This is a genomic window from Modestobacter lapidis (assembly GCF_054780755.1).
The window spans coordinates 34,484-54,605 of record NZ_BAAGVS010000001.1 but is presented as its reverse complement, the minus strand read 5'-3'; the positions used below and the strand labels follow the sequence as shown (position 1 = coordinate 54,605).

Annotated in this window: 22 protein-coding genes; 5 read left to right on the top strand and 17 right to left on the bottom strand. The window is 74.5% G+C overall.

Features of this window, described 5'->3' with window-relative positions:
• Nucleotides 1–2 precede the first annotated feature (2 nt).
• The 5 genes from ACYVG5_RS00240 to ACYVG5_RS00220 all read right to left on the bottom strand — a co-directional run bounded on the left by ACYVG5_RS00240 (nucleotide 3) and on the right by ACYVG5_RS00220 (nucleotide 6,512).
• Complete coding sequence (locus tag ACYVG5_RS00240; protein ID WP_222044920.1) at nucleotides 3–623, bottom strand: hypothetical protein; 621 nt, start codon at nucleotides 621–623, stop codon at nucleotides 3–5.
• On the bottom strand, nucleotides 620–2,275 hold the full coding sequence (locus ACYVG5_RS00235) for an FAD-binding dehydrogenase (RefSeq protein WP_222044918.1): 1,656 nt from the start codon (nucleotides 2,273–2,275) through the stop codon (nucleotides 620–622). Before ACYVG5_RS00235 ends, ACYVG5_RS00240 begins: the two co-directional genes overlap by 4 nt.
• Before the next feature lie 68 nt (nucleotides 2,276–2,343).
• Nucleotides 2,344–2,769 carry a hypothetical protein gene (locus tag ACYVG5_RS00230; protein ID WP_222044916.1) on the bottom strand — a complete coding sequence of 142 codons (426 nt, stop codon included), beginning with the start codon at nucleotides 2,767–2,769 and terminating at the stop codon, nucleotides 2,344–2,346.
• A gap of 66 nt (nucleotides 2,770–2,835) precedes the next feature.
• Nucleotides 2,836–4,656, bottom strand: a complete 1,821-nt coding sequence (locus ACYVG5_RS00225) for an ABC transporter ATP-binding protein (RefSeq protein WP_460682872.1) — start codon at nucleotides 4,654–4,656, stop codon at nucleotides 2,836–2,838.
• Nucleotides 4,653–6,512 (bottom strand): ABC transporter ATP-binding protein, encoded by a 1,860-nt coding sequence (locus ACYVG5_RS00220; RefSeq protein ID WP_222044914.1) that lies wholly within the window; start codon nucleotides 6,510–6,512, stop codon nucleotides 4,653–4,655. Before ACYVG5_RS00220 ends, ACYVG5_RS00225 begins: the two co-directional genes overlap by 4 nt.
• Before the next feature lie 75 nt (nucleotides 6,513–6,587).
• Here ACYVG5_RS00220 and ACYVG5_RS00215 point away from each other — a divergent pair, with 75 nt between their 5' ends.
• Complete coding sequence (locus ACYVG5_RS00215) at nucleotides 6,588–7,214, top strand: TIGR03085 family metal-binding protein (protein ID WP_222044912.1); 627 nt, start codon at nucleotides 6,588–6,590, stop codon at nucleotides 7,212–7,214.
• A 6-nt stretch (nucleotides 7,215–7,220) separates the two neighbouring features.
• Here ACYVG5_RS00215 and ACYVG5_RS00210 read toward each other — a convergent pair whose 3' ends face one another.
• The 7 genes from ACYVG5_RS00210 to ACYVG5_RS00180 all read right to left on the bottom strand — a co-directional run bounded on the left by ACYVG5_RS00210 (nucleotide 7,221) and on the right by ACYVG5_RS00180 (nucleotide 12,452).
• A complete protein-coding gene (locus tag ACYVG5_RS00210; RefSeq protein WP_222044909.1) occupies nucleotides 7,221–7,523 on the bottom strand; it encodes a transcriptional regulator in 303 nt (100 codons plus the stop codon).
• The gene (locus ACYVG5_RS00205; protein ID WP_222044908.1) at nucleotides 7,513–7,956 is read right to left on the bottom strand and encodes a hypothetical protein; all 444 of its coding nucleotides are present in this window, start codon (nucleotides 7,954–7,956) and stop codon (nucleotides 7,513–7,515) included. Before ACYVG5_RS00205 ends, ACYVG5_RS00210 begins: the two co-directional genes overlap by 11 nt.
• Before the next feature lie 166 nt (nucleotides 7,957–8,122).
• Entirely contained in the window at nucleotides 8,123–10,132 is a 2,010-nt protein-coding gene (locus ACYVG5_RS00200; protein WP_222044906.1) for an HNH endonuclease signature motif containing protein, read from the bottom strand.
• Between the two features lie 205 nt (nucleotides 10,133–10,337).
• Nucleotides 10,338–11,132 (bottom strand): imidazole glycerol phosphate synthase subunit HisF, encoded by a 795-nt coding sequence (gene hisF / locus ACYVG5_RS00195; RefSeq protein WP_222044904.1) that lies wholly within the window; start codon nucleotides 11,130–11,132, stop codon nucleotides 10,338–10,340.
• Complete coding sequence (locus ACYVG5_RS00190) at nucleotides 11,129–11,521, bottom strand: RidA family protein (RefSeq protein ID WP_222044902.1); 393 nt, start codon at nucleotides 11,519–11,521, stop codon at nucleotides 11,129–11,131. The genes hisF and ACYVG5_RS00190 overlap by 4 nt, the downstream gene beginning before the upstream one ends.
• The gene (priA, locus tag ACYVG5_RS00185) at nucleotides 11,518–12,252 is read right to left on the bottom strand and encodes a bifunctional 1-(5-phosphoribosyl)-5-((5-phosphoribosylamino)methylideneamino)imidazole-4-carboxamide isomerase/phosphoribosylanthranilate isomerase PriA (RefSeq protein WP_222044900.1); all 735 of its coding nucleotides are present in this window, start codon (nucleotides 12,250–12,252) and stop codon (nucleotides 11,518–11,520) included. Before priA ends, ACYVG5_RS00190 begins: the two co-directional genes overlap by 4 nt.
• A gap of 20 nt (nucleotides 12,253–12,272) precedes the next feature.
• On the bottom strand, nucleotides 12,273–12,452 hold the full coding sequence (locus ACYVG5_RS00180; protein ID WP_460682871.1) for a hypothetical protein: 180 nt from the start codon (nucleotides 12,450–12,452) through the stop codon (nucleotides 12,273–12,275).
• Between the two features lie 298 nt (nucleotides 12,453–12,750).
• Here ACYVG5_RS00180 and ACYVG5_RS00175 point away from each other — a divergent pair, with 298 nt between their 5' ends.
• Together ACYVG5_RS00175 and ACYVG5_RS00170 are read left to right on the top strand one after the other, a co-directional pair.
• Complete coding sequence (locus ACYVG5_RS00175) at nucleotides 12,751–13,383, top strand: nitroreductase family protein (RefSeq protein ID WP_222044896.1); 633 nt, start codon at nucleotides 12,751–12,753, stop codon at nucleotides 13,381–13,383.
• Between the two features lie 10 nt (nucleotides 13,384–13,393).
• The gene (locus ACYVG5_RS00170) at nucleotides 13,394–14,170 is read left to right on the top strand and encodes an SDR family oxidoreductase (protein ID WP_222045405.1); all 777 of its coding nucleotides are present in this window, start codon (nucleotides 13,394–13,396) and stop codon (nucleotides 14,168–14,170) included.
• Between the two features lie 76 nt (nucleotides 14,171–14,246).
• Here ACYVG5_RS00170 and hisH read toward each other — a convergent pair whose 3' ends face one another.
• The gene (gene hisH, locus ACYVG5_RS00165; protein WP_222045403.1) at nucleotides 14,247–14,882 is read right to left on the bottom strand and encodes an imidazole glycerol phosphate synthase subunit HisH; all 636 of its coding nucleotides are present in this window, start codon (nucleotides 14,880–14,882) and stop codon (nucleotides 14,247–14,249) included.
• A gap of 145 nt (nucleotides 14,883–15,027) precedes the next feature.
• On the opposite strand from hisH, the gene ACYVG5_RS00160 reads away from it, so the two are divergent.
• Both ACYVG5_RS00160 and ACYVG5_RS00155 read left to right on the top strand, forming a co-directional pair.
• Nucleotides 15,028–16,503: a SulP family inorganic anion transporter gene (locus ACYVG5_RS00160; protein WP_222044894.1), complete on the top strand. Its 1,476-nt coding sequence runs from the start codon at nucleotides 15,028–15,030 to the stop codon at nucleotides 16,501–16,503.
• A gap of 14 nt (nucleotides 16,504–16,517) precedes the next feature.
• Entirely contained in the window at nucleotides 16,518–16,850 is a 333-nt protein-coding gene (locus ACYVG5_RS00155) for a MerR family transcriptional regulator (protein ID WP_246629541.1), read from the top strand.
• 57 nt (nucleotides 16,851–16,907) lie between these two features.
• Here the strand turns inward: ACYVG5_RS00155 and ACYVG5_RS00150 are convergent, their stop codons facing one another.
• The 4 genes from ACYVG5_RS00150 to hisD are packed head-to-tail and all read right to left on the bottom strand — an operon-like array spanning nucleotide 16,908 to nucleotide 20,112.
• A complete protein-coding gene (locus ACYVG5_RS00150; protein ID WP_222044890.1) occupies nucleotides 16,908–17,081 on the bottom strand; it encodes a hypothetical protein in 174 nt (57 codons plus the stop codon).
• Nucleotides 17,082–17,084: 3 nt separating this feature from the next.
• Nucleotides 17,085–17,681: an imidazoleglycerol-phosphate dehydratase HisB gene (gene hisB / locus ACYVG5_RS00145; protein WP_222044888.1), complete on the bottom strand. Its 597-nt coding sequence runs from the start codon at nucleotides 17,679–17,681 to the stop codon at nucleotides 17,085–17,087.
• Nucleotides 17,678–18,790, bottom strand: a complete 1,113-nt coding sequence (locus tag ACYVG5_RS00140) for a histidinol-phosphate transaminase (RefSeq protein WP_246629417.1) — start codon at nucleotides 18,788–18,790, stop codon at nucleotides 17,678–17,680. Before ACYVG5_RS00140 ends, hisB begins: the two co-directional genes overlap by 4 nt.
• A 17-nt stretch (nucleotides 18,791–18,807) precedes the next feature.
• Entirely contained in the window at nucleotides 18,808–20,112 is a 1,305-nt protein-coding gene (gene hisD / locus ACYVG5_RS00135; protein WP_222044884.1) for a histidinol dehydrogenase, read from the bottom strand.
• Nucleotides 20,113–20,122 lie beyond the last annotated feature (10 nt).

Here is a 20,122-nt window from a genome sequence, read left to right as displayed (position 1 = left end):
CCTCAGCCCCTGGACGCGGCGCCGGCCCGGCGGGCCGCCTGGCTCCGCTCCCAGGCGCGGGCGGCCGGCGTGCAGGCCAGCCCGGCGGAGGCGGCGGCGAGCACGACGAAGACCACCGGCACGGTGAGCACCCCGTCGCCGAGGCCGGGGAGCGCGGCGGCGTCGAGCACGACCACCCAGTAGACCGACAGGGCGACCTCCGCACCCGCGGCGACGAACAGCCAGGCCCGCCGGCCGCCGAGCACCAGCAGACCGCCGGCCACGAGCAGCCCGACGACGCCGAGCTGGACCAGGGCGATCCACGGGCCCAGGCCGCCGGCGGAGCGGCGCGAGACGGCCAGCAGCGCGCTGAACGCCATCGCGTACACGGTGCCGAACAGGGTCAGCGCCGCCAGCACGAAGGCGAGCACGGCGGCGGCGATGGAGGCCCCGGGGCGCTGCGGACGGACGGGCCGCGGCGGCGCCCAGGCCCAGCCGGTCGGTGGCGCGTAGGGCAGTCCGTACGGGGCCGGCGGCGGCGCGTACACCGGCGGCGCCCAGCCCGGCGCCGGCCGGGAGCTCGGCGGCCCGGTGTACGGGACGACGGCGTCCCAGTCCGGTTCCTCCTCCGGCCGCTGCGTCACAGGGCGGCCGCCAGCGCCCGGCCGGCGGTGCGCCCGGAGAACAGGCAGCCGCCGAGGAAGGTGCCCTCCAGCGAGCGGTAGCCGTGCATCCCGCCGCCGCCGAAGCCGGCGATCTCCCCGGCGGCGTACAGGCCGGGGAACACGTCGCCGCCGGGCCGCACGACCCGCGCGGACAGGTCGGTCTCCAGCCCGCCGAGGGTCTTGCGGGTGAGCACGCTGAGCCGGACGGCGATCAGCGGGCCGGCGTCGGGGTCGAGCAACCGGTGCGGCGCGGCCACCCGGATCAGCTTGTCGCCGAGGAAGGTGCGGGCCTGCCGGATGGCGGTGACCTGCAGGTCCTTGCTGAAGGTGTTGGCGATCTCCCGGTCGCGGGCGACGACCTCCCGCTCGACGGTGGCCAGCTCCAGGTGGGGGGTGTCGCCGGTGACCCGATTCATCGCGGCGACCAGCTCGGGCAGCGTGCCGGCGCTGACGAAGTCCTCGCCGTAGTCGAGGAAGGCCTGCACGGGGGCGGCGGCGCCGGACCGGAGCCGGGTGAGCAGCAGCCGGATGTCCTTGCCGGTCAGGTCGGGGTTCTGCTCGGAGCCGGAGAGGGTGAACTCCTTCTCGATGATCTTCCGGGTGAGCAGGAACCAGGTGTGCTGGTGCCCCGTCGTCCCGATGTGCGCCAGGGTGCCCAGGGTGTCGAAGCCGGGGAAGAGCGGGACCGGCAGCCGGGCGCCGGTGGCATCCAGCCACAGCGAGGACGGGCCGGGCAGGATCCGGATGCCGTGCCGCGCCCAGACCGGATCCCAGTTGGTGACGCCCTCGGTGTAGTGCCACATCCGGTCGGGGTTGACCACGCTGGCCCCGGCGTCGGCGGCGATGCCGAGCATCCGGCCGTCGACGTGCGCCGGGACGCCGGACAGCAGCTTCTCCGGGACAGGGCCCAGCCGGGCCGGCCAGTTGCGGCGGACCAGGTCGTGGTTGGCGCCGATCCCGCCGGCGGTGACGACGACGGCCTGCGCGGAGAGCTCGAAGTCGCCGACCGGACTGCGGGAGCTGGCGACCCCGCGGGGCACGTCGCTGGGTTCCAGCACCGCACCCCGCACGCCGGTGACCGCGCCGTCGGTGACCACCAGCCCGTCGACCCGGTGCCGCGAGCGCACCTCGACCAGGCCCTGGTCGACGGCGTCGAGCACCCGGCCGGCGAACGGCGCGAGCAGGCCGGGGCCGGTCCCCCAGACGATGTGGAACCGGGGCACGGAGTTGCCGTGCCCCGTGGCCGTGTAGCCGCCGCGCTCGGCCCAGCCCACCACCGGGAAGAACCGGATGCCCTGACCGCGCAACCACGCCCGCTTCTCGCCGGCGGCGAACTGCAGGTAGGCCTCGGCCCACTGCCGGGGCCAGTGGTCCTCTGGCCGGTCGAACCCGGCGGTGCCCAGCCAGTCCTGCCGGGCGAGCTCCAGGGAGTCCTTGACCCGCAGCCGCCGCTGCTCGGGGGTGTCGACGAGGAAGAGCCCACCGAAGGACCAGTGCGCCTGCCCGCCGAGGGAGGCGACCGGCTCCTGGTCCAGCAGCAGCACCCGCTTCCCGGCGTCGGCCAGCTCGGCGGTGGCGACCAGCCCGGCCAGCCCCGCCCCGACCACGATGACGTCCGCGTCGATGACCACGTGAGCGACGCTATCGGGCACGGACCCGCCACGCGGGCGCCGCGCGCCGAGCGGCGCGCCGGTGCTGCTCAGGAGGCCGTGGCCAGCCAGCGCCGCACCGTCGGGGTGAGCACCAGGCCGAGCGCGAGCACCGGACCGGCCAGCAGCAGCAGTGCCAGGCCCACCGGCGGGTCCTCCCCGACGTCGGCGGTCCGCGCGACCAGCAGGGCGACGAACGCCGCCGCGAGCAGGCAGGCCACCGCGAGCACGCCCCAGCCGCGCCGGCGCAGCAGCCGGATCGCGCCGGTGCCCGCGGCCAGGCCGGCGGCGAGCGGGAGCAGCGCCCACTCCCGGTCGGCGCCGTCGGAGCCGAGCCCACCGAGGGCGAAGATGAGGAAGGCGAGGAAGAGCAGGACCAGGGCACCGACTCCGGCGAGCACGACGGCGAGGAGGGCGGCCCGGGGCGCGGGGTCGACCGGGCGGGCGTGCCGCGGGAGGGCGGCCGGTGGCGTCATGACGGCACGGTAGGACGGCGGCCGCCGCCGTGGGGCCCTTCCCCGCACCGGTCCGGGAACCTCTCCTCAGGCCGCGGGTTCCGGCTGGCGGCCGGAGGAGCGCCGCCACGAGGCGTGCAGCCGCGCGTACGCACCGGGGACCTGGACCAGCTCGTCGTGCCGGCCGCGCTGCACCACCCGCCCGGCGTCGACGACGAGCACCTCGTCGGCCCGCTCGGCGGTGGACAGCCGGTGCGCGATGGTGAGCGTCGTCCGGCCGGTGGTGAGGGTGTCCAGCGCCCGGGTCAGCCGCATCTCGGTGGCCGGGTCGACGGCGCTGGTGGCCTCGTCGAGGACGAGCAGGTCGGGGTCGGCGACGTAGGCGCGGGCGACGGCCACGAGCTGCCGCTCCCCCGCGGACAGCGACTCCCCGCGCTGGCCCACCGGGGTGGCCACGCCGTCGGAGAGGGTCCGCAGCCAGTCGCGCAGGCCCAGCTCGCCGAATGCCCGGGTGACCGCGGCGTCGGTCAGGCCGGGGCGGCCGTAGCGGACGTTGTCGGCGACCGAGGCGTCGAACAGGAAGCCGTCCTGCGGCACCATGACCACCCGCTCGCGCAGCGAGGAGAACGCGACGTCGGTCAGCGCGACGCCACCGACGAGCACCCGGCCCGCGGTGGGGTCCATCAGCCGGGTGACGAGCTTGGCGAACGTCGTCTTGCCCGATCCGGTCTCCCCGACGACGGCCACCCGGCGGCACGCCGCGATGGTCAGGTCGACGTCGTCGAGGGCCGCCCGGCCGCCCGCGGTGTAGGCGAAGGAGACGCGCTCGAACCGGACGTCCAGCGGCCCGGGCGGCAGGGCACGGGCGCGCGCCGGATCGGCGAGGGCGGGGTCGCGGACGTCGGGCTCGGTGTCGATCACGTCGAGGACCCGGCGGAACCCGGCGACGGCGTTCTGCGCCTCGTTGAGCACCTCGCTGGCGGTCTGCACCGGCGCGACGAACAGGGTGACCAGGAACAGGAAGGCGACCAGGGTGCCGGCGGAGATGTCGCCGGCGATGCCCAGCAGGACACCGACGACCACGACGGCGGCGTTGGCCACGGCGGCGACGAGCTCGCCGCTGACGTAGACGGCCGCGGTGACCTTCTGCGCGTCGACGGAGGCCCGGTAGTGCCGGTCGATGGCCGTGTCGATGCGGGCCGCCGTCCGGCCGCGGATCCCGTAGGCCCGCACGGTCGGTGCGCCGACGACGGATTCGGCGACCGCACCGAGGACGTCGCCGACCCGTTCGCGGACCACGCCGTAGACGGCGGCGAGCCGGCGGGAGAAGTACTTGACGGCGATCGCCAGCGGCACGAAGCACACGATCACGAGCAGCGTGAGCTGCCAGCTGTAGACGGCCATGACGACGGTGGCGACGACGAGCTGGCCGACGCTGACCAGACCCAGCACCCCGCCCCACTGCATGAAGACCGACAGCTGGTCGACGTCGCTGGTGACCCGGGAGACGAGCGAGCCGCGCCGCTCACCCTGCTGGTGCAGCACCGACAGGTCGTGGACGTGGCGGAACGCGCGGATCCGCAGGCCCGCCAGCGCGGTCTCCGTCGTCCGGAAGAGCCGGACGTTCATCCGGTAGACCGCGAAGCTGGTGACCACCACGACGAGCGCGCTGACCAGGACGAGGTCGCGGACCAGCGGGATGTCGGGCCCCCCGGGGGCGCCGAGGCCGCGGTCGAGGGTCTGCTGCACCGCGATGGGCACGACGACCCGGCCGGCCGTGGCCAGCAGCGCGAGCAGGAAGGTGACCGGGAGGCCCTGGCGGAACTCCGGCATCATCGCGAGGCCGCGGCGCAGGGTGGCCATCGCACCCTCGGGACGCCGGTCGGCGGCGAGGAGCGGCTCGCTCACGCGCCCACCTCCACGGACCCGGCGGCACGCTCGACGGCCTCCGGTGGCTGGTAGGCCTGCACCAGCCCGGCGTAGCCCGGGACGGTGGCCAGCAGCTCGGCGTGGCTGCCTCGAGCGACGAGCCGGCCGCCCTCGAGCCAGACGACCTCGTCGGCGAGGGCGATGGTGGCCTGCCGGTAGGCGACGACGACGACGGTGGCCGGTCGGTCGCTGGCCCGGAGGGCGTCGAGGATGCGGGCCTCCACCGAGGGATCGACGGCGCTGGTGGCGTCGTCCAGGACCAGCAGCCGGGGGCGGCGGACCACGGCCCGGGCGAGGGCGAGGCGCTGGCGCTGGCCGCCGGAGAGGGTGGCGCCGCGCTCGCCGACGCGGGTGTCGAGGCCGGCGGGCAGGCGGGCGACGAACTCGTCGGCGGCGGCGATCCGGAGCGCTTCGCCGACCTCGGCGTCGTCGAACGGGGCGCCGAGGGTCACGTTGTCGCGGACGGTGTCGTCGAAGAGGAACGTCGACTGCGGGACGAAGGCCACCTGACCGCTGACCTCGCCCTCGCGCAGGGAGCGCAGATCGATGCCGTCGAGGAGCACGGCACCGCTGTGCGGATCGACGAGCCGGACGAGGAGCCCGGCGAGGGTGGACTTCCCCGAGCCGGTGGGGCCGACGACGGCGACGGTGCGGCCGGCGACCACGTCGAAGGTGACGCCGTCCAGGGTGGGCCGCTGGGCGCCGTCGAAGCGGAAGTCGACGTCGGCGAGGCCGAGTGCGGCACCGCCGGTGCCGGCCGGGGCCGCGTCCGGGCCGTGCCGGGTCTCGCCGGTGGCCTCCAGCACGGGGGTGACCCGGTCGAAGCCGGCGAGCGCGCGCGGCAGGTCGGCGAGCACCCAGCCGATGGCGCGGATGGGCAGCGCCAGGAGCGTGAAGAGGTAGGCGACGGAGACCAGGTCGCCGGCGTCGGCGGCGCCGGCGGCGACCCGGTCGGCGCCGATGAGGAGGACGGCGAGGGTGCCCAGGTTGGGCAGCGCCTCCATGAGCGGGTCGAACAGCCCGCGGACGCGGCCGACGGCGACCAGGCCGTCACGGAGCTCGTCGGCCTTGACGGCGAAGCGGGTGGTCTCGTCGGCCTCACGGCCGAGGGTCTTGACCACCAGGGCGGCGTCGAAGCTCTCGTGGGCGATCTCGCTGACCTCGGCGCGGAGCTGCTGGGCGCGCTCCATGCGCGGCGACATGACCTGGCTGTAGACGGCGTTGAGGACGAAGACGAGCGGGAAGACGACGACGCCGACCAGGGCGAGCAGCGGGTCGGTGAGGAACAGCGCGGCGACGGTGATGGCCACCATGACCAGGGCCCCGCAGGCGAAGGGCAGCGGGGAGACGAAGAACCAGCTCGCCTCGACGTCGGAGTTGGCGTTGGAGAGGAGCTGGCCGGTGGGGTGGCGCTGGTGCCAGGACAACGGGAGGCGCAGGTACTGGCCGGTGACCCGGCGCCGGTACTCGGCCATCAGCCGGTAGCTCATGATGCCGGCGAAGAGGCGACGGCCGAGGATGCCGATGATCTTCAGGACGGCGACGGCGAGGATCGCGGTGGCCGCCAGGGTGAGGGCGGCGGTGGTGGTGGCGCCGTCGTCGAAGGCGGGCAGCAGGACGCGCTCGGTGATGCCGCCGATGACGTAGGCACTGGCGACGGTCATCCCGCCGTACAGGCTGCTGCCGAGGAAGGCGAGCACGAAGATCCGGGGCTGCTCGACGACGGCGCGTCGGATGTGGCGGAGCCCGCGCCGGACGACGGCGTCTCTGCGGCGCGGCACGGTTGCCCCCTTCGACGGTGGTGCGCTGAGCCCGGTCAGCGTACGCGCGCTCATTACCTCTCCTAACGGATTACCCGAGCGGCCGGGCACCCGTCGGCAGAGCGGGCCGCGCTGATCTAGCCTCGCCGGATGCCGACCCCCGCTGAGTCGTTGTCGCAGTCGGAGCGGGCAGCGCTCGCCGACCTGCTGGAGGTGCTCGGGCCGGACCAGCCGACGTGCTGCGAGGGATGGCGGACACGGGACCTGGCCGCGCACCTCGTGGTGCGGGACCGGCGGCCGGACTCGATGCCGGGGCTGGTGCTGGGTGGGCCGTTCGCGGCATGGACCGAACGGGTGCGGTCGCGGGCGGGACGGACCCGGTTGTGGGCGCAACTGGTGCACCAGGTGCGCTCCGGGCCCGCGGCGTGGGCACCGACGGCCTGGCCGGCGGTGGACCGGGCCATGAACGGGGTGGAGATGGTCATCCACCACGAGGATGTGCGCCGGGCGCAGCCGGACTGGGCGCCGCGGGAGCTGCCGGCGGACGTGCAGGACCGGCTGTGGTCGGCGGTGCCGCTGATGGCGCGGGGCGGGCACCTGCCGGGAACGCCGGCCGGGCTGGTGGTACGGCGGACCGACCGGCCGTCCGGCGACTCGTCGCAGCGGCGACTGCGCGACGGGTCGCCGACCACGACGGTGACCGGCGACCCGCTCGAGGTGCTGCTGTGGGTGAGCGGGCGGGACGGCGTCGCGCGGGTGACGGTGACCACCGGCTGAGCCGGGTCAGCTCCCGCCGGTGTCGATGAGCTGCCGGAGCACGCGCACGTGGGCCGCATAGGCGCGGGCTCCTTCGGGCGTGAGTGCGAGCCAGAGCCTGCTCCGGGCGTCGCGGACGGCGCGCCGCTGCTCGACGTAGCCCGCCGCCACCAGGGCGGCGAGCTGCTTACTGAGCGCGGACTTCGACAACCCCAGGTGTTCCTGCAGCAGACCGAACTCGACCTTCTCCGCGGCGCTGAGCATCGCGCAGATCCGCAGCCGCTGGGGGGCGTGAATCACCTCGTCGAAGACCGGCGCGTCAGTGGCCATCGCCGAACTCCCGACGGTAGCGGCGCCCGGTGCCCAGGACGACCCCGGCTCCCACGACCGCCCCGGCGAGCCAGCACCACCAGACCCCGGTGGTCTCCGAGACGGCCCAGCAGGCCGCGAAGGTGCCGAGCAGGGCGACGAGGAACGGGAGCATGTCGCCCAGATCGGGCGAGACCCAGGAGACGCCGTCGCGGTTGAGCCAGTACCTGTTGCCGAGCACGAGCGCCACGACGGCCACGGCGAACGTCGCCTTACTCGTGTCGGACGGCGGCAGGAGCTGGACCAGATACAGGGTGGCGACCACTGCTGCCATGGCGGGGAAGAACCACCGCGGAAGCGGCGGGTAGCGCACCGCGCTCTCGTCCTCGGCGAGCCGGCCGAGCAGCTGCGCGGCCTCTCCGGCGGACGGGTCCCGATCTCCTCCTGTTTCCATGAGGGAAACATTAGTTGGAGTTTCCTACATGGCAACACTGGGTGTCCGAATCCTCCGAGAAGGGGACGCTCCCGGCGCTTCCGACATCCTGCTCGCGGGAGACAGACCGAACGGCACTCGACGTCGGTGAAGACACCCGCAGGGCCACCGGGCCGCGGCTGACTTCCTAGAACGGCGGGGGGTCGTCGCTCGAGTCGTCCCGGGATGGTGACACGGCCGGTGGATCGCTGGTGGGCAGATCGCCGTTCGGCGCATCGCGGGCGGTGCCGTGGTCGGGCGGGTGGGTGGTGAGGGTCTGGCCGGTGGGGGTGGTCCAGTGCAGGCCGCCGTCGGGGAGGGCGCGGACCTGCCAGCCGGGGGCCTGGTGGCTGAGGCGGTGGTGGTGGCGGCACAGGCAGCAGAGGTTGTCGGCGGTGGTGTCGCCGTGTGGCCAGGGGGTGGTGTGGTCTAGGTCGCAGCGTCGGGCGCGGGCGCGACAGCCGGGGAAGCGGCAGCGGCGGTCGCGGTGCCGGACGAACCGGTCCAGGGCGTGGCTGGGCCGGTAGCCAGGTGAGGGTGGTGGTGGGCCGAGGCCGCGGCCGGCACGGGCGGCGGACCGCAGGCCGGAAGTGTCGGTGAGGCAGACCAGCGCGCCGGTGTCCTGGTCGACCAGCGCGAGGTGCGGGCGGTGGGCGAGGGCGGTGCCGACGATCGAGCGCATGTCCAGCAGCCGGGCCAGCGCGGCCCGGCGCGCGGCCGCCTGCACCGCAGCCGCAGCCGCAGAGGCAGCGGCAGCGGCAGCGGCAGCGGCAGCCTCGTCGGCGTCCGTGCCGGTGCCTCCGGTGCCGCCACCCGTGTCCTCGGTCTGGCTATCCGTGGCGGCTGCGTCGGCGGCGTCCGAGCCGTCTGTTGCGGCCTCGCCGGCGTCATCGGCCTCGCCGGCGTCATCGGCCTCGCCGGCGTCATCGGCCTCGGCTGGGCGGAGCAGTGTGCCTTCTGGTGGCATGAGGTCGAGGGCGGCGACGAGTTCGCGGACCATCGCGGCGGGCACCAGGTCACCGTCGACCTCGCCGGGTTCATCGCCGCCGGGGTGGTCGCCGCCGAGCAGGGTCCGCACGGCGGCGACGATGGTGAGCCTGGCCTGGACCGGGCCCATGCCGTGCTCGCCGGGGCGCAGGACGAGGTCGACCAGGCAGTCGGCCATCCGCTGAGCCTTGGTCCGCTCGTCCCCGGGGGTGGCCGCGGCGTCGGCGTACTGCTCCAGCACGTCGTACACCGCCCGGGCGATGGGCAGGGGCAGCACCGTGACCAGGGTTCCCATGCCGTCCTCACCTGGATACAGCCTGACTCCGCGTTCGCGGGCCGCGGCCTTCACGCGCTCGGTGATCGCCTGGGCGTCCAGCCGGGCGATCACCCGCCGGGCGGCCTCCCGCAGCTGGGTGTGGGTCTTACCGGCCACCCGGGCCAGCAGCCGACGCTCGGCCTCAGCGCGCACCCCGGGGTCCGGGAGCGGGGCGACCAGGTCGGTCATCACCCGCACGTGCGCCCACGAGATCCGACCCTCCTCCAGCGCAACCAGGGTCGCGGGCAGTGCGTCGACCAGCAGCACCGACTGGACCAGCAGCACCGACGACGCCGCACCGGTGAGGCTCAGCGCCACCGCGACCTCATCCACCGCCCACTCGCTCACCGCGGCCAGCGTCGCGGGCCGCGCCGCCCGCGACGCCGCGGCAGCCGCGCCCACCTCCGCGTCGGGCAGGTCGCCCGACACCGGCCGGGACCGGGCGAATGCCACCAGCCCGCGGGCCTGCCGCGCCTGCTCCCGCCCGATTCCCGCCTGCGCCGCCCGCACCTGGTCCAACGCCGCCGCACCCGCCGCGAACTGCGCATCCCAGGCCAGCGCACCAGGCAGGAACTCCGACTCCGGCTGCCCCGGACCGGCCGCCGAGTCGCCGGCGACCAGCGGCGGAACGGTCTCGGCGGCTGACGCCGCCGCCGGGTCATGCCGTGGCCCGGCCTCTGGTCGGGCGGTGGACGCCGGGCTCGGCCGGTGCCACCGGAAGTTCTCCGCCAGCTCGAACTCGACCGCGGGCGGCCCGACCGAAACGGGCGTCAACGATTCCAGCAACCTCCGCAGCTCGTCCTCGAATGACGGCCGTGACTGCGGGGTCAGGGCAGCGACGCCGTCATCGAACACATGTTCGATGATACGCCGGGCCCGCTGCGGCCACCAGCCGGAATACGGGCTGTGGACAGCTGGCCGGGCGGCCCTCCGCTCCATGGGTCCGAGCGGGCCGGCGGCCGAGGAGCGAGCCGACCGACGCCCACCGCACGCCTCCGTCGGGTGACCGGTCGGCGCTCGGACACACGCACGCCGGCCGCCCCGACCCCCGGGACCGCCCTCAGCCGAGCGGGTGGTCCGCCTCCCGGCGGACGGGGACGCCGGCGTCCGCCAGCCCCCGCTTGACGTCGCCCACCCGCAGCTGCCCGAAGTGGAAGACGCTGGCGGCGAGCACCGCGTCCGCCCCGGCGGCCACCGCCGGCGGGAAGTGGTCGACTGCGCCTGCTCCCCCACTGGCGATCAGCGGGACGGTGACCTCCCGGCGCACCGCGGCGATCAGCTCGGTGTCGAACCCGGCCCGGGTGCCGTCGGCGTCCATCGAGTTGAGCAGCACCTCGCCCACGCCGAGCTCGGCGGCCTGCACCACCCACTCCACGGCGTCGCGCCCGGTGCCGCGCCGTCCGCCGTGGGTGGTGACCTCGAAGCCCGAGTCGGTGGTTCCGCCGTCGCGGCAGCGCCGGGCGTCCAGCGACAGGACCAGCACCTGGTTGCCGTACCGGTGCGCGATCTCGGCGATCAGCTCCGGCCGGGTGACCGCCGCGGTGTTCACCGCGACCTTGTCGGCCCCGGCACGCAGCAGCCGGTCGACGTCCTGGACCGCCCGCACCCCGCCACCGACGGTCAGCGGGATGAACACGCTCTCCGCGGTCCGGCGCACCACGTCGTAGGTGGTCTCCCGGTTGCCGGAGCTGGCCGTGATGTCGAGGAAGGTCAGCTCGTCGGCGCCCTCGGCGTCGTACACCCGGGCCATCTCCACCGGGTCGCCGGCGTCGACCAGATCGACGAAGTTCACGCCCTTGACGACCCGGCCGGCGTCGACGTCCAGACATGGGATGACCCGCACCGCCAGGCTCATGTCGTTGCTCCCCGAACGGCGTCCGCCTCCACCTCGACCAGCATCGCGGGGTCGATCAGCCCCGCTACCTGCACCATCGACGTCGCCGGCCGGATATCGCCGAAGACCTCCCCGTGCGCCCGGCCGACCTCCTCCCAACGGCCGATGTCGGTCACGTACATCCGCGTCCGGACGACGTCGGCGAGCGTGAACCCGGCCTGCTCCAGCGCCCGGGCGATGCCGGCCAGCGCCACGCGCGTCTGGGCGCCGGCGTCGCCGGGGTGCACCACCACGCCGTCGACGGTCGCGGTCGTGCCGCTCACCCAGGCGCTGTCGCCGCTGACGACGACGCGGCTGTAGCCGACGACCTCCTCCCAGGGGGCGCCCGAGCCGATCCGCTGGGCGGTCATCCAGCCGCCTCGGCCGTGACCGCCAGCGCCTCGGGCAGCGTGAACGCCCCGGCGTAGAGCGCCTTCCCGACGATCGCCCCCTCCACCCCGACCGGCACCAGGCCGGCCAGCGCCCGGATGTCGAGCAGCGAGCTGACCCCACCGGAAGCGATGACCGGACGGGCCGTCGCCGCGCACACCTCGCGCAGCAGTTCGAGGTTCGGGCCGCGGAGCGTGCCGTCCTTGGTGATGTCGGTGACCACGTAGCGAGCACAGCCCTCGGCGTCGAGGCGGGCCAGCGTCTCGTACAGCTCGCCGCCCTCCTTGGTCCAGCCGCGGGCCGCGAGCCGGGTGCCCCGCACGTCCAGGCCGACCGCGATCCGGTCGCCGTGCTCGGCGATCGCCCGGGCACACCACTCGGGCGACTCGAGCGCGGCGGTGCCCAGGTTCACCCGTCGGCAGCCGGTGGCCAGCGCCGCGGCCAGTGACTCGTCGTCCCGGATCCCACCGGACAGCTCCACGTCGACGTCCAGCTTCCCGACGACGCGGGCCAGCAGCTCGCGGTTGGAGCCGCGGCCGAAAGCGGCGTCCAGGTCGACCAGGTGGACCCACTCGCCCCCGTCGCGCTGCCACGCGAGCGCGGCCTCCAGCGGATCGCCATAGGACGTCTCGCTCCCGGCCTCCCCCTGCACCAGGCGGACGGCGAGGCCGTCCGCGACGTCGACGGCGGGGAGCAGCTGCAGCTTCGGCACGCCGACAGCGTAGGGACCGCTCACCTGTAGCCCTCGTCACCGGCCGGTCGGCCGGCGTCCTGGACCTCCACGACGTACCGCCAGGCGTCGGGCCGGGTGCCGTCGACATCGGTGAAGCCGGACACCTGCGCGAGCTGCCCCGAGGACCGCGCTTGCCCCGACCAGCGCGACCGGTCGGGGTCGGCGGCCAGCGCCGCCACCGCCCGCCCGACGAACCGCGGGCTCTCTCGACCGCCAGCCGCAGCAGCCGGAGCCCGTCGGCCAGGTCGTGCTCCCACAGCGGCGTGCCCAGGCGAGGAGCTTCTCCCCGCCCCAGACGCCGTTGACCAGCACGTCCAGCCGGCCGGACGCCGCGTCGATCCGGGTGACCGCGACCCGGCCGGACAGGTCAGGGCCTGCGGTGTCCATGCCGGCACCGTGCCCGGCACCACCGACAGTTCGACACCGCCGATGGTCCTGTCGTACCGCTGCGGCAGGGTGGCGGTATGGAGGTGCTCCGTGGAGTTCGCTGAGGTCGTCCGCCGCCGTCGCATGGTCCGCGACTACGATCCCGACCGTCCGGTACCCCCCGACGTGCGCGAGCGGCTGCTCCAGCACGCCATCCGGGCACCCTCCGCGGGCTTCAGCCAGGGCTGGGCGTTCCTGGTGCTGGAGACGCCCGAGGAACGAGACCGCTTCTGGACGGCGACGGCGCCCTCCCCCACCCACCCGGGCGGCGCCCCCGACGGGTGGCTGACCCGGATGCGCCGGGCGCCGCTGCTCGTCGTCCCGATGTCGCACAAGGCGGACTACCTCGAGCGGTACGCCGAGGCCGACAAGGGCTGGACCGACCGCGACGAGTCCCGCTGGCCGGTCCCCTACTGGGACGTCGACACCGGCATGGCCTCGTTGCTGATGCTGTTGACCGCCGTCGACGAGGGGCTCGCCGCCTGCTTCTTCGGCGTTCCGCCCGAGCGCCTCGCCGGCTTCCGCGCCGCGTTCGGCGTCCCGGACGGGTACACGCCGGTCGGCTGCGTCTCGGTCGGCTACGCGGGCACGGAGGACAAGCGGTCACCGTCGCTGCGGCGCGGCCGGCGGGGGGTCGGGGAGGTGGTGCACCGCGGGCACTGGGAGGCGGGAATCGGTGGTTGACTCCCGGGCCGTGTCCTCTCCCTCGCAGCCCGATGAGAAGTCCCGCGCCGTCCTGGTCACCGGTGCCTCGCGTGGCATCGGCCGGGCGGTCGCCGCCGCCTTCGCCGGCCGCGGCGACCGGATCGCGGTGCACTGGAGCACCTCCCGCGACCGGGCCGAGCAGGTGCTGGCCGAGCTTCCCGGCGACGGGCATGTCCTGGTCCGGGCCGACCTCGCCGACGCCGAGGCCGTCGGCCGCATGGTCGACGACGCGGCCGAGCGGCTCGGCGGCCTCGACGTGCTGGTCAACAACGCCGGCGTCTTCACCGCCCATCCTCCGCTGGAGACCTCCTGGGCCGACTGGCAGGCGGCCTGGTCGCGCACCCTGGCCGTCAACCTGGTGGCCGCGGCCAACGCGACCTTCCGGGCGGTGCCGCACCTGATCGCCGCCGGCGGCGGCGCGGTGGTCAACGTCTCCAGCCGGGGCGCGTTCCGGGGTGAGCCGAACACCCCCGCCTACGGCGCCTCCAAGGCCGGGCTGAACGCATTCGCGCAGTCGATGGCGATCGCGCTGGCCCCGCACGACATCTCCGTCACCTGCGTGGCCCCGGGCTTCGTGCAGACCGAGATGGCCCGCGAGGTGCTCGACGGCCCCGGCGGCGACGCCGTCCGCGCGCAGTCGCCCTACGGCCGGGTGGCCCGTCCCGAGGAGGTGGCCGCCGCGGTGCTCTGGCTGGCCTCGCCGGACGCGCGCTTCTCCACCGGCACCATCGTCGACGTCAACGGCGCCTCCTACCTGCGCAGCTGAGCGCTCACGGCAGCCGCCGGCTGACCTCCACCGGGCAGGGCACCTGGCTGCGGTGCGATCCGAGAGGATCGCGATGTCACAGCCTCTCCAGCCAGTTGGTGAGCAGCTGGGCGCCGGCGTCGCCGCTCTTCTCCGGGTGGAACTGGGTCGCTGACAGCGGGCCGTTCTCCACCCCGGCGACGAACCGGTCACCGTGCTCGGCCCAGGTGACCGACGGCGGGGTCAGCCGCCCGGTCACCCCTTCCTCGGCGAGCGGGAAGCGGCGCACGCCGTAGGAGTGCACAAAGTAGAAGCGCTGGTCCTCGAGCCCGGCGAACAGCGTCGAGTCCTCCGGCGCCTGCACGGTGTTCCAGCCCATGTGCGGCAGCACCGGCGCGTGGAGCTGTTCCACGACCCCGGGCCACTCGCCGCAGCCCTCGGTGTCCTGGCCGTGTTCCACGCCGCGCTCGAACAGCACCTGCATCCCGACGCAGATGCCGAGCACCGGCCGGCCACCGGCCAGCCGGCGGCCGATCACCTTGGGGCCGTCGACGGCCCGGAGGCCGTCCATGCAGGCCGCGAAGGCGCCGACGCCGGGCACCACGAGGCCGTCGGCGTCGAGCGCCGCCTGCGGGTCGGCGGTGACCGTCACGTCGGCGCCGACCCGGGACAGGGCGCGCTCGGCGGAGCGCAGGTTGCCCGACCCGTAGTCGAGCACGACGACCTTCTTCACAGCAGCCACGCTACCCATCAGCCCGGACGGGGCCCGCCGTGTTCCCGTGGCGACGATCACGCGAACTCTCCCGTCACGTCAGGGTAGGGTCACCACGCTCCCGCGACGCAGCGGTTCCCGAGCTCCCTCCCGATCGAACGGTGCCATGACCGCTGCCCTGCGCTCTCGCCTGTCCCGCCCCGCCTGGCTGGCCCCACGGGTCGCCCGCACCGAGATCCTCGCCGGGCTCGTGGTCGCCCTGGCGCTGATCCCCGAGGCCATCTCGTTCTCCATCATCGCCGGCGTCGACCCCCGCGTCGGGCTGTTCGCCTCCTTCACCATGGCGGTCACGATCGCCTTCACCGGCGGCCGGCCGGCGATGATCTCGGCGGCCACCGGCGCGATCGCCCTGGTGATCGCGCCGCTGGTACGCGACCACGGCGTCGAGTACCTGATCGCCGCGGTGCTGATGGGCGGCCTCGTCCAGGTCACCCTGGGCCTGCTCGGCGTGGCGCGGGTGATGCGCTTCGTGCCGCGCAGCGTGATGGTCGGCTTCGTCAACGCACTGGCCATCCTGATCTTCACGGCGCAACTGCCGCAGCTCATCGACGTCCCGTGGCCGGTCTACCCGCTGACGGCGGTGGGCCTGCTCGTCATCTTCGGCCTGCCCCGGTTGATCACCGCCGTCCCGGCGCCGCTGGTGGCGATCGTGCTGCTGACGATCTTCACGGTGACCGTCGGCGTCGCCATCCCGACCGTGGGCGACGAGGGTGAACTGCCCGGCAGCCTGCCCGGTCTCGGCCTGCCCGACGTCCCGTTCTCGCTGGAGACCCTCGACATCATCGCGCCGTACGCCCTCGGCATCGCGCTGGTCGGCCTGATGGAGTCGCTGATGACGGCGAAGCTCGTCGACGACATCACCGACACCCCGTCGGGCAAGACCCGGGAGTCGATCGGCCAGGGCATCGCGAACCTGGTCACCGGCTTCTTCGGCGGCATGGGCGGCTGCGCCATGATCGGCCAGACCATGATCAACGTCCGCGCGGGCGCACGCACCCGGCTGTCGACGTTCCTCGCCGGGGTCTTCCTGCTGGTCCTGGTCGTGGTGCTCAGCCCCGTGGTCGCGGTCATCCCGATGGCCGCCCTGGTCGCCGTGATGATCTTCGTGGCGATCGCGACGTTCGACTGGCACAGTCTGCGCTCCATCCGCCGGATGCCGCGCAGCGAGACGACGGTCATGCTGACGACGGTCGCCGTGGTGCTCGCCACCGAGAACCTGGCGGTCGGCGTGGGCGTCGGCGTCCTGGTCGCCTGCGTGCTCTTCGCCCGACGGGTCGCCCACCTGGTCACCGTGACCCCGCACGACGGCCCGGAGGGATCGCGGGTCTACGTCGTCGACGGTGCGCTGTTCTTCGCCTCGACCAACGACATGGTCGGCCAGTTCGACTACGCCGGTGATCCCGATCGGGTCGTCGTCGACCTGTCCGACGCCCACATCTGGGACGCCTCGTCGGTCGCGGTCCTGGACGCGATCGAGCACAAGTACGCGCTGCGCGGGAAGTCGGTGGAGATCACCGGGCTGACCGACGTGACCGGGCACTACCACCAGCGGCTGGCCGGGCGGCTCGGCGGCGGCGAGTGAGCGGGCACGGGCGGATGCAGATCGGGCAGGTCGCCGAGCGGATCGGCCTGTCGCTGCGGACCATCCGGTACTACGAGGAGGTCGGCCTGGCCGTGCCCTCTGCCCGGTCGGAGGGCGGCTTCCGGCTCTACGTCGACGCGGACGTGGAGCGGCTGCGGGTGATCATGCAGATGAAGCCGCTGGGCTTCAGCCTCGACGAGATGCGCGAGCTGCTCGGCCTGCTCGACGCCGGGCGGGACGCCGACCCCGCCCGGCTCGCCCACTTCCGGGGCCAGGCGGCCGAGCGGGTGGAGACGCTGCGCACCCGGCTGCGGACGGCCGAGGAGTTCGCCGCCCGACTCGGCTGAAGGCCCCCTTCAGGGCACCGCCCCGAGCTTGCGAGGGGTGCGGAGAAGGGGGTCCTTCTACAGCCAGAGCACGCCGGCCGCCGTCGCGACGAGCGCGGCCAGCAGGAGGAGCACCGCGAAGGCGACCTGCGGGCCGGTGCGCCCCCGGGCGTCGGAGTCGGCGCGGAAGATGCTGTACGCCCCGCCGAGCAGGAAGCCACCGACGATGAGCAGCAGACCGCCGAAGCTCACCGGCTACAGAGCGCCCTTGGTGGAGGGCACGTCGGTCACCCGCGGGTCCAGGGCGACCGCCGTCCGCAGCGCGCGAGCCAGGGCCTTGAACTGCCCCTCGACGATGTGGTGGGCATCGCGGCCGGCGTAGAGCACCCGCACGTGCAGGCTGATCCGGGCGTTGAACGCGAAGGACTCCAGCACGTGCCTGGTCAGGCTGGTCGGGTAGTCCGGCCCGATCATCGGTGTCATGTCCGCGGGCTCGGCATGCACGAAGTACGGCCGGCCGGACAGGTCGACGGCGGCCTGCACCAGCACCTCGTCCATCGGGATGGTGGCGTCGCCGTAGCGGGTGATGCCGCGCTTGTCGCCCAGCGCCTCGGCGAACGCCTGACCCAGGGCGATCGCGACGTCCTCGACGGTGTGGTGCGCGTCGATGTGCAGGTCGCCATCGGCCCGCACGGTGAGGTCGATGCCGCTGTGCTTGGCCAACGAGGTGAGCATGTGGTCGTAGAACCCGACGCCGGTGGCGATGTCGCCGGCACCGGTGCCATCGAGGTCGACCTCGACGACGAGCTTGGTCTCGTTGGTCGCGCGCTCGACCCGTGCAGTGCGGTTCATGCCGTCGATCCTCCCAGAGAGCTGCGGTGCGCCGGTGCGATCTCACCCAGCGCGGTGAGGAACGCCTCGGTCTCCTCGGGGGTGCCCGCGGTGACGCGCAGCCAGCCGGGCAGCCCGACGTCGCGCACCAGCACGTTCCGGTCGAGCAGCGCCTGCCAGGCGGCCGGGGCGTCGGCGAACCGGCCGAAGAGCACGAAGTTCGCATCGCTGGGCACGCTGGTGAGCCCCATCCCGGGCAGCGCGGCGACGATCCGGTCGCGCTCGGCCTTGACCGCGTCGACGTTGGCCAGCAGCTCATCGGTGTGCGCCAGCGCGGTGCGGGCGGCGGCCTGGGTCAGGCTGGACAGGTGGTAGGGCAGCCGGACCAGCTGGACGGCGTCCACCACCGCCGGGTCGGCGGCCAGGTAGCCCAGCCGCAGCCCGGCCATCCCGAAGGCCTTGCTCATCGTCCGGCTGACCACCAGCCGGGGACGCCCGGGCAGCAGCGACAGCGCCGAGCGGGTGCCTGCCCGGGCGAACTCGGTGTAGGCCTCGTCGACGACCAGCACGCCCTCGGTGGCGTCGTAGAGCTCGGCGATGGTCGCCAGGTCGACCGCCGTCCCGGTGGGGTTGTTCGGGCTGGTCACGAACACCACGTCGGGCCGCGCCTCGCGCAGCTGCGCGACGGCGGCGGACGGGTCGATGGTGAAGTCCGCGCTGCGGTGCCCGTCGACCCAGCGGCTGCCGGTCGCCGCGCTGATGATCGGGTGCATCGAGTAGGACGGCGTGAAGCCCAGCGCGGTCCGACCCCCGCCGCCGAAGGTCTGCAGCAGCTGCTGCAGCACCTCGTTCGAGCCGTTGGCCGCCCATACCTGCGCCGCCGTGATCGGCTCCCCGCTGGTGCGGGCCAGGAAGGCGGCCAGGTCGGCGCGCAGCGCCAGGGCGTTGCGGTCGGGGTACCGGTTGAGCCCGCGGGAGGCCTCGGCCAGCGCCGAGCCCAGGTCGGCGAGCAGCGCCTCGGGCAGCGGGTACGGGTTCTCGTTGGTGTTCAGCTGGTGCAACACCGTCAGCTGCGGGGCGCCGTAGGCCGTGCGGCCGCGCAGCTCCGGCCGCAGCGGGAGCTCGTCCATGCTCGTCATGCCGCCGGTCAGCCCCGCTGCCGGGCCCGCACCGCGGCGGCGTGCGCCGGCAGGTCCTCCGCACCGGCGAGGGCGTCGATGTGGCCGGCGACCTCGGCGAGGGCCTGCTCGTCGTACTCGACCAGGTGGATGCCGCGCAGGAAGGACTGCACGCTCAGGCCGCTGGAGTGCCGCGCACACCCGCCGGTGGGCAGCACGTGGTTGGAGCCGGCGCAGTAGTCGCCCAGCGAGACCGGCGCCCACGGCCCGACGAAGATCGCGCCGGCGTTGCGTACCCGCATCGCCACCGCGCGGGCGTCCCGGGTCTGGATCTCCAGGTGCTCGGCGGCGTAGGCGTCGACGACGGCGAGACCGGCGTCCAGGTCGTCGACGAGCACGACCCCGGACTGGCTGCCGTCGAGGGCGGTGGTGATCCGGTCGCTGTGCTTGGTGGCCGCCACCTGACCGGGCACCAGCGCCAGCACGGCATCGGCCAGCTGCTCGCTGGTGGTCACCAGGACGGCGCCCGCCAGCGGGTCGTGCTCGGCCTGGCTGATCAGGTCGGCGGCCACGTGCACCGGGTCGGCGGTGTCATCGGCAAGTACCGCGACCTCGGTGGGGCCGGCCTCCGAATCGATCCCGATCAGGCCGCGGAGCAAGCGCTTGGCCGCCGTCGTGTAGACGTTGCCGGGGCCGGTGACCATGTCGACCGGGTCGCAGGACCCGGCGCCGTAACCCAGCACGGCGATCGCCTGGGCGCCACCGACGGCGTAGACCTCGGTGACGCCGAGGAGCGCGCATGCGGCGAGGACGCCGGGGTCGGGCAGGCCGCCGTTGTCCCGCTGCGGCGGGGTGGCGACGGCGATCGACTGCACGCCGGCGATCTGGGCCGGGACGACGTTCATCACGACCGAGGACAGCAGCGGCGCCAGGCCACCGGGCACGTAGAGCCCGACCCGGCGGACCGGGACCCAGCGCTCGGTGACCGTGCCGCCGCGGACGACGTCGGTGGTCACGTCGGTGCGCCGCTGGTCGGCGTGCACGGTGCGGACCCGGCGGACCGCCTCCTCCAGCGCGGCGCGCAGCGTCGGGTCGCAGCCGGCCAGCGCCTCGTCGAGCGCCGACTGCGGAACCGCGAAGTCCGGGGCGTCGACGCCGTCGAGCCGGGCAGTGATCTCCCGGACGGCCTCGGCGCCGCGCAGCCGGACGTCCTCGCAGATCGGGCGCACGACGGCCAGCACCGAGTCGATGTCGGTGGCGGCCCGCGGCAGCAGGGCGGCGAGCTCGCGCGGCCCGGGCAGCGCGGACCCGCGCAGGTCGATGCGGCTGAGCACGGGGACCTCC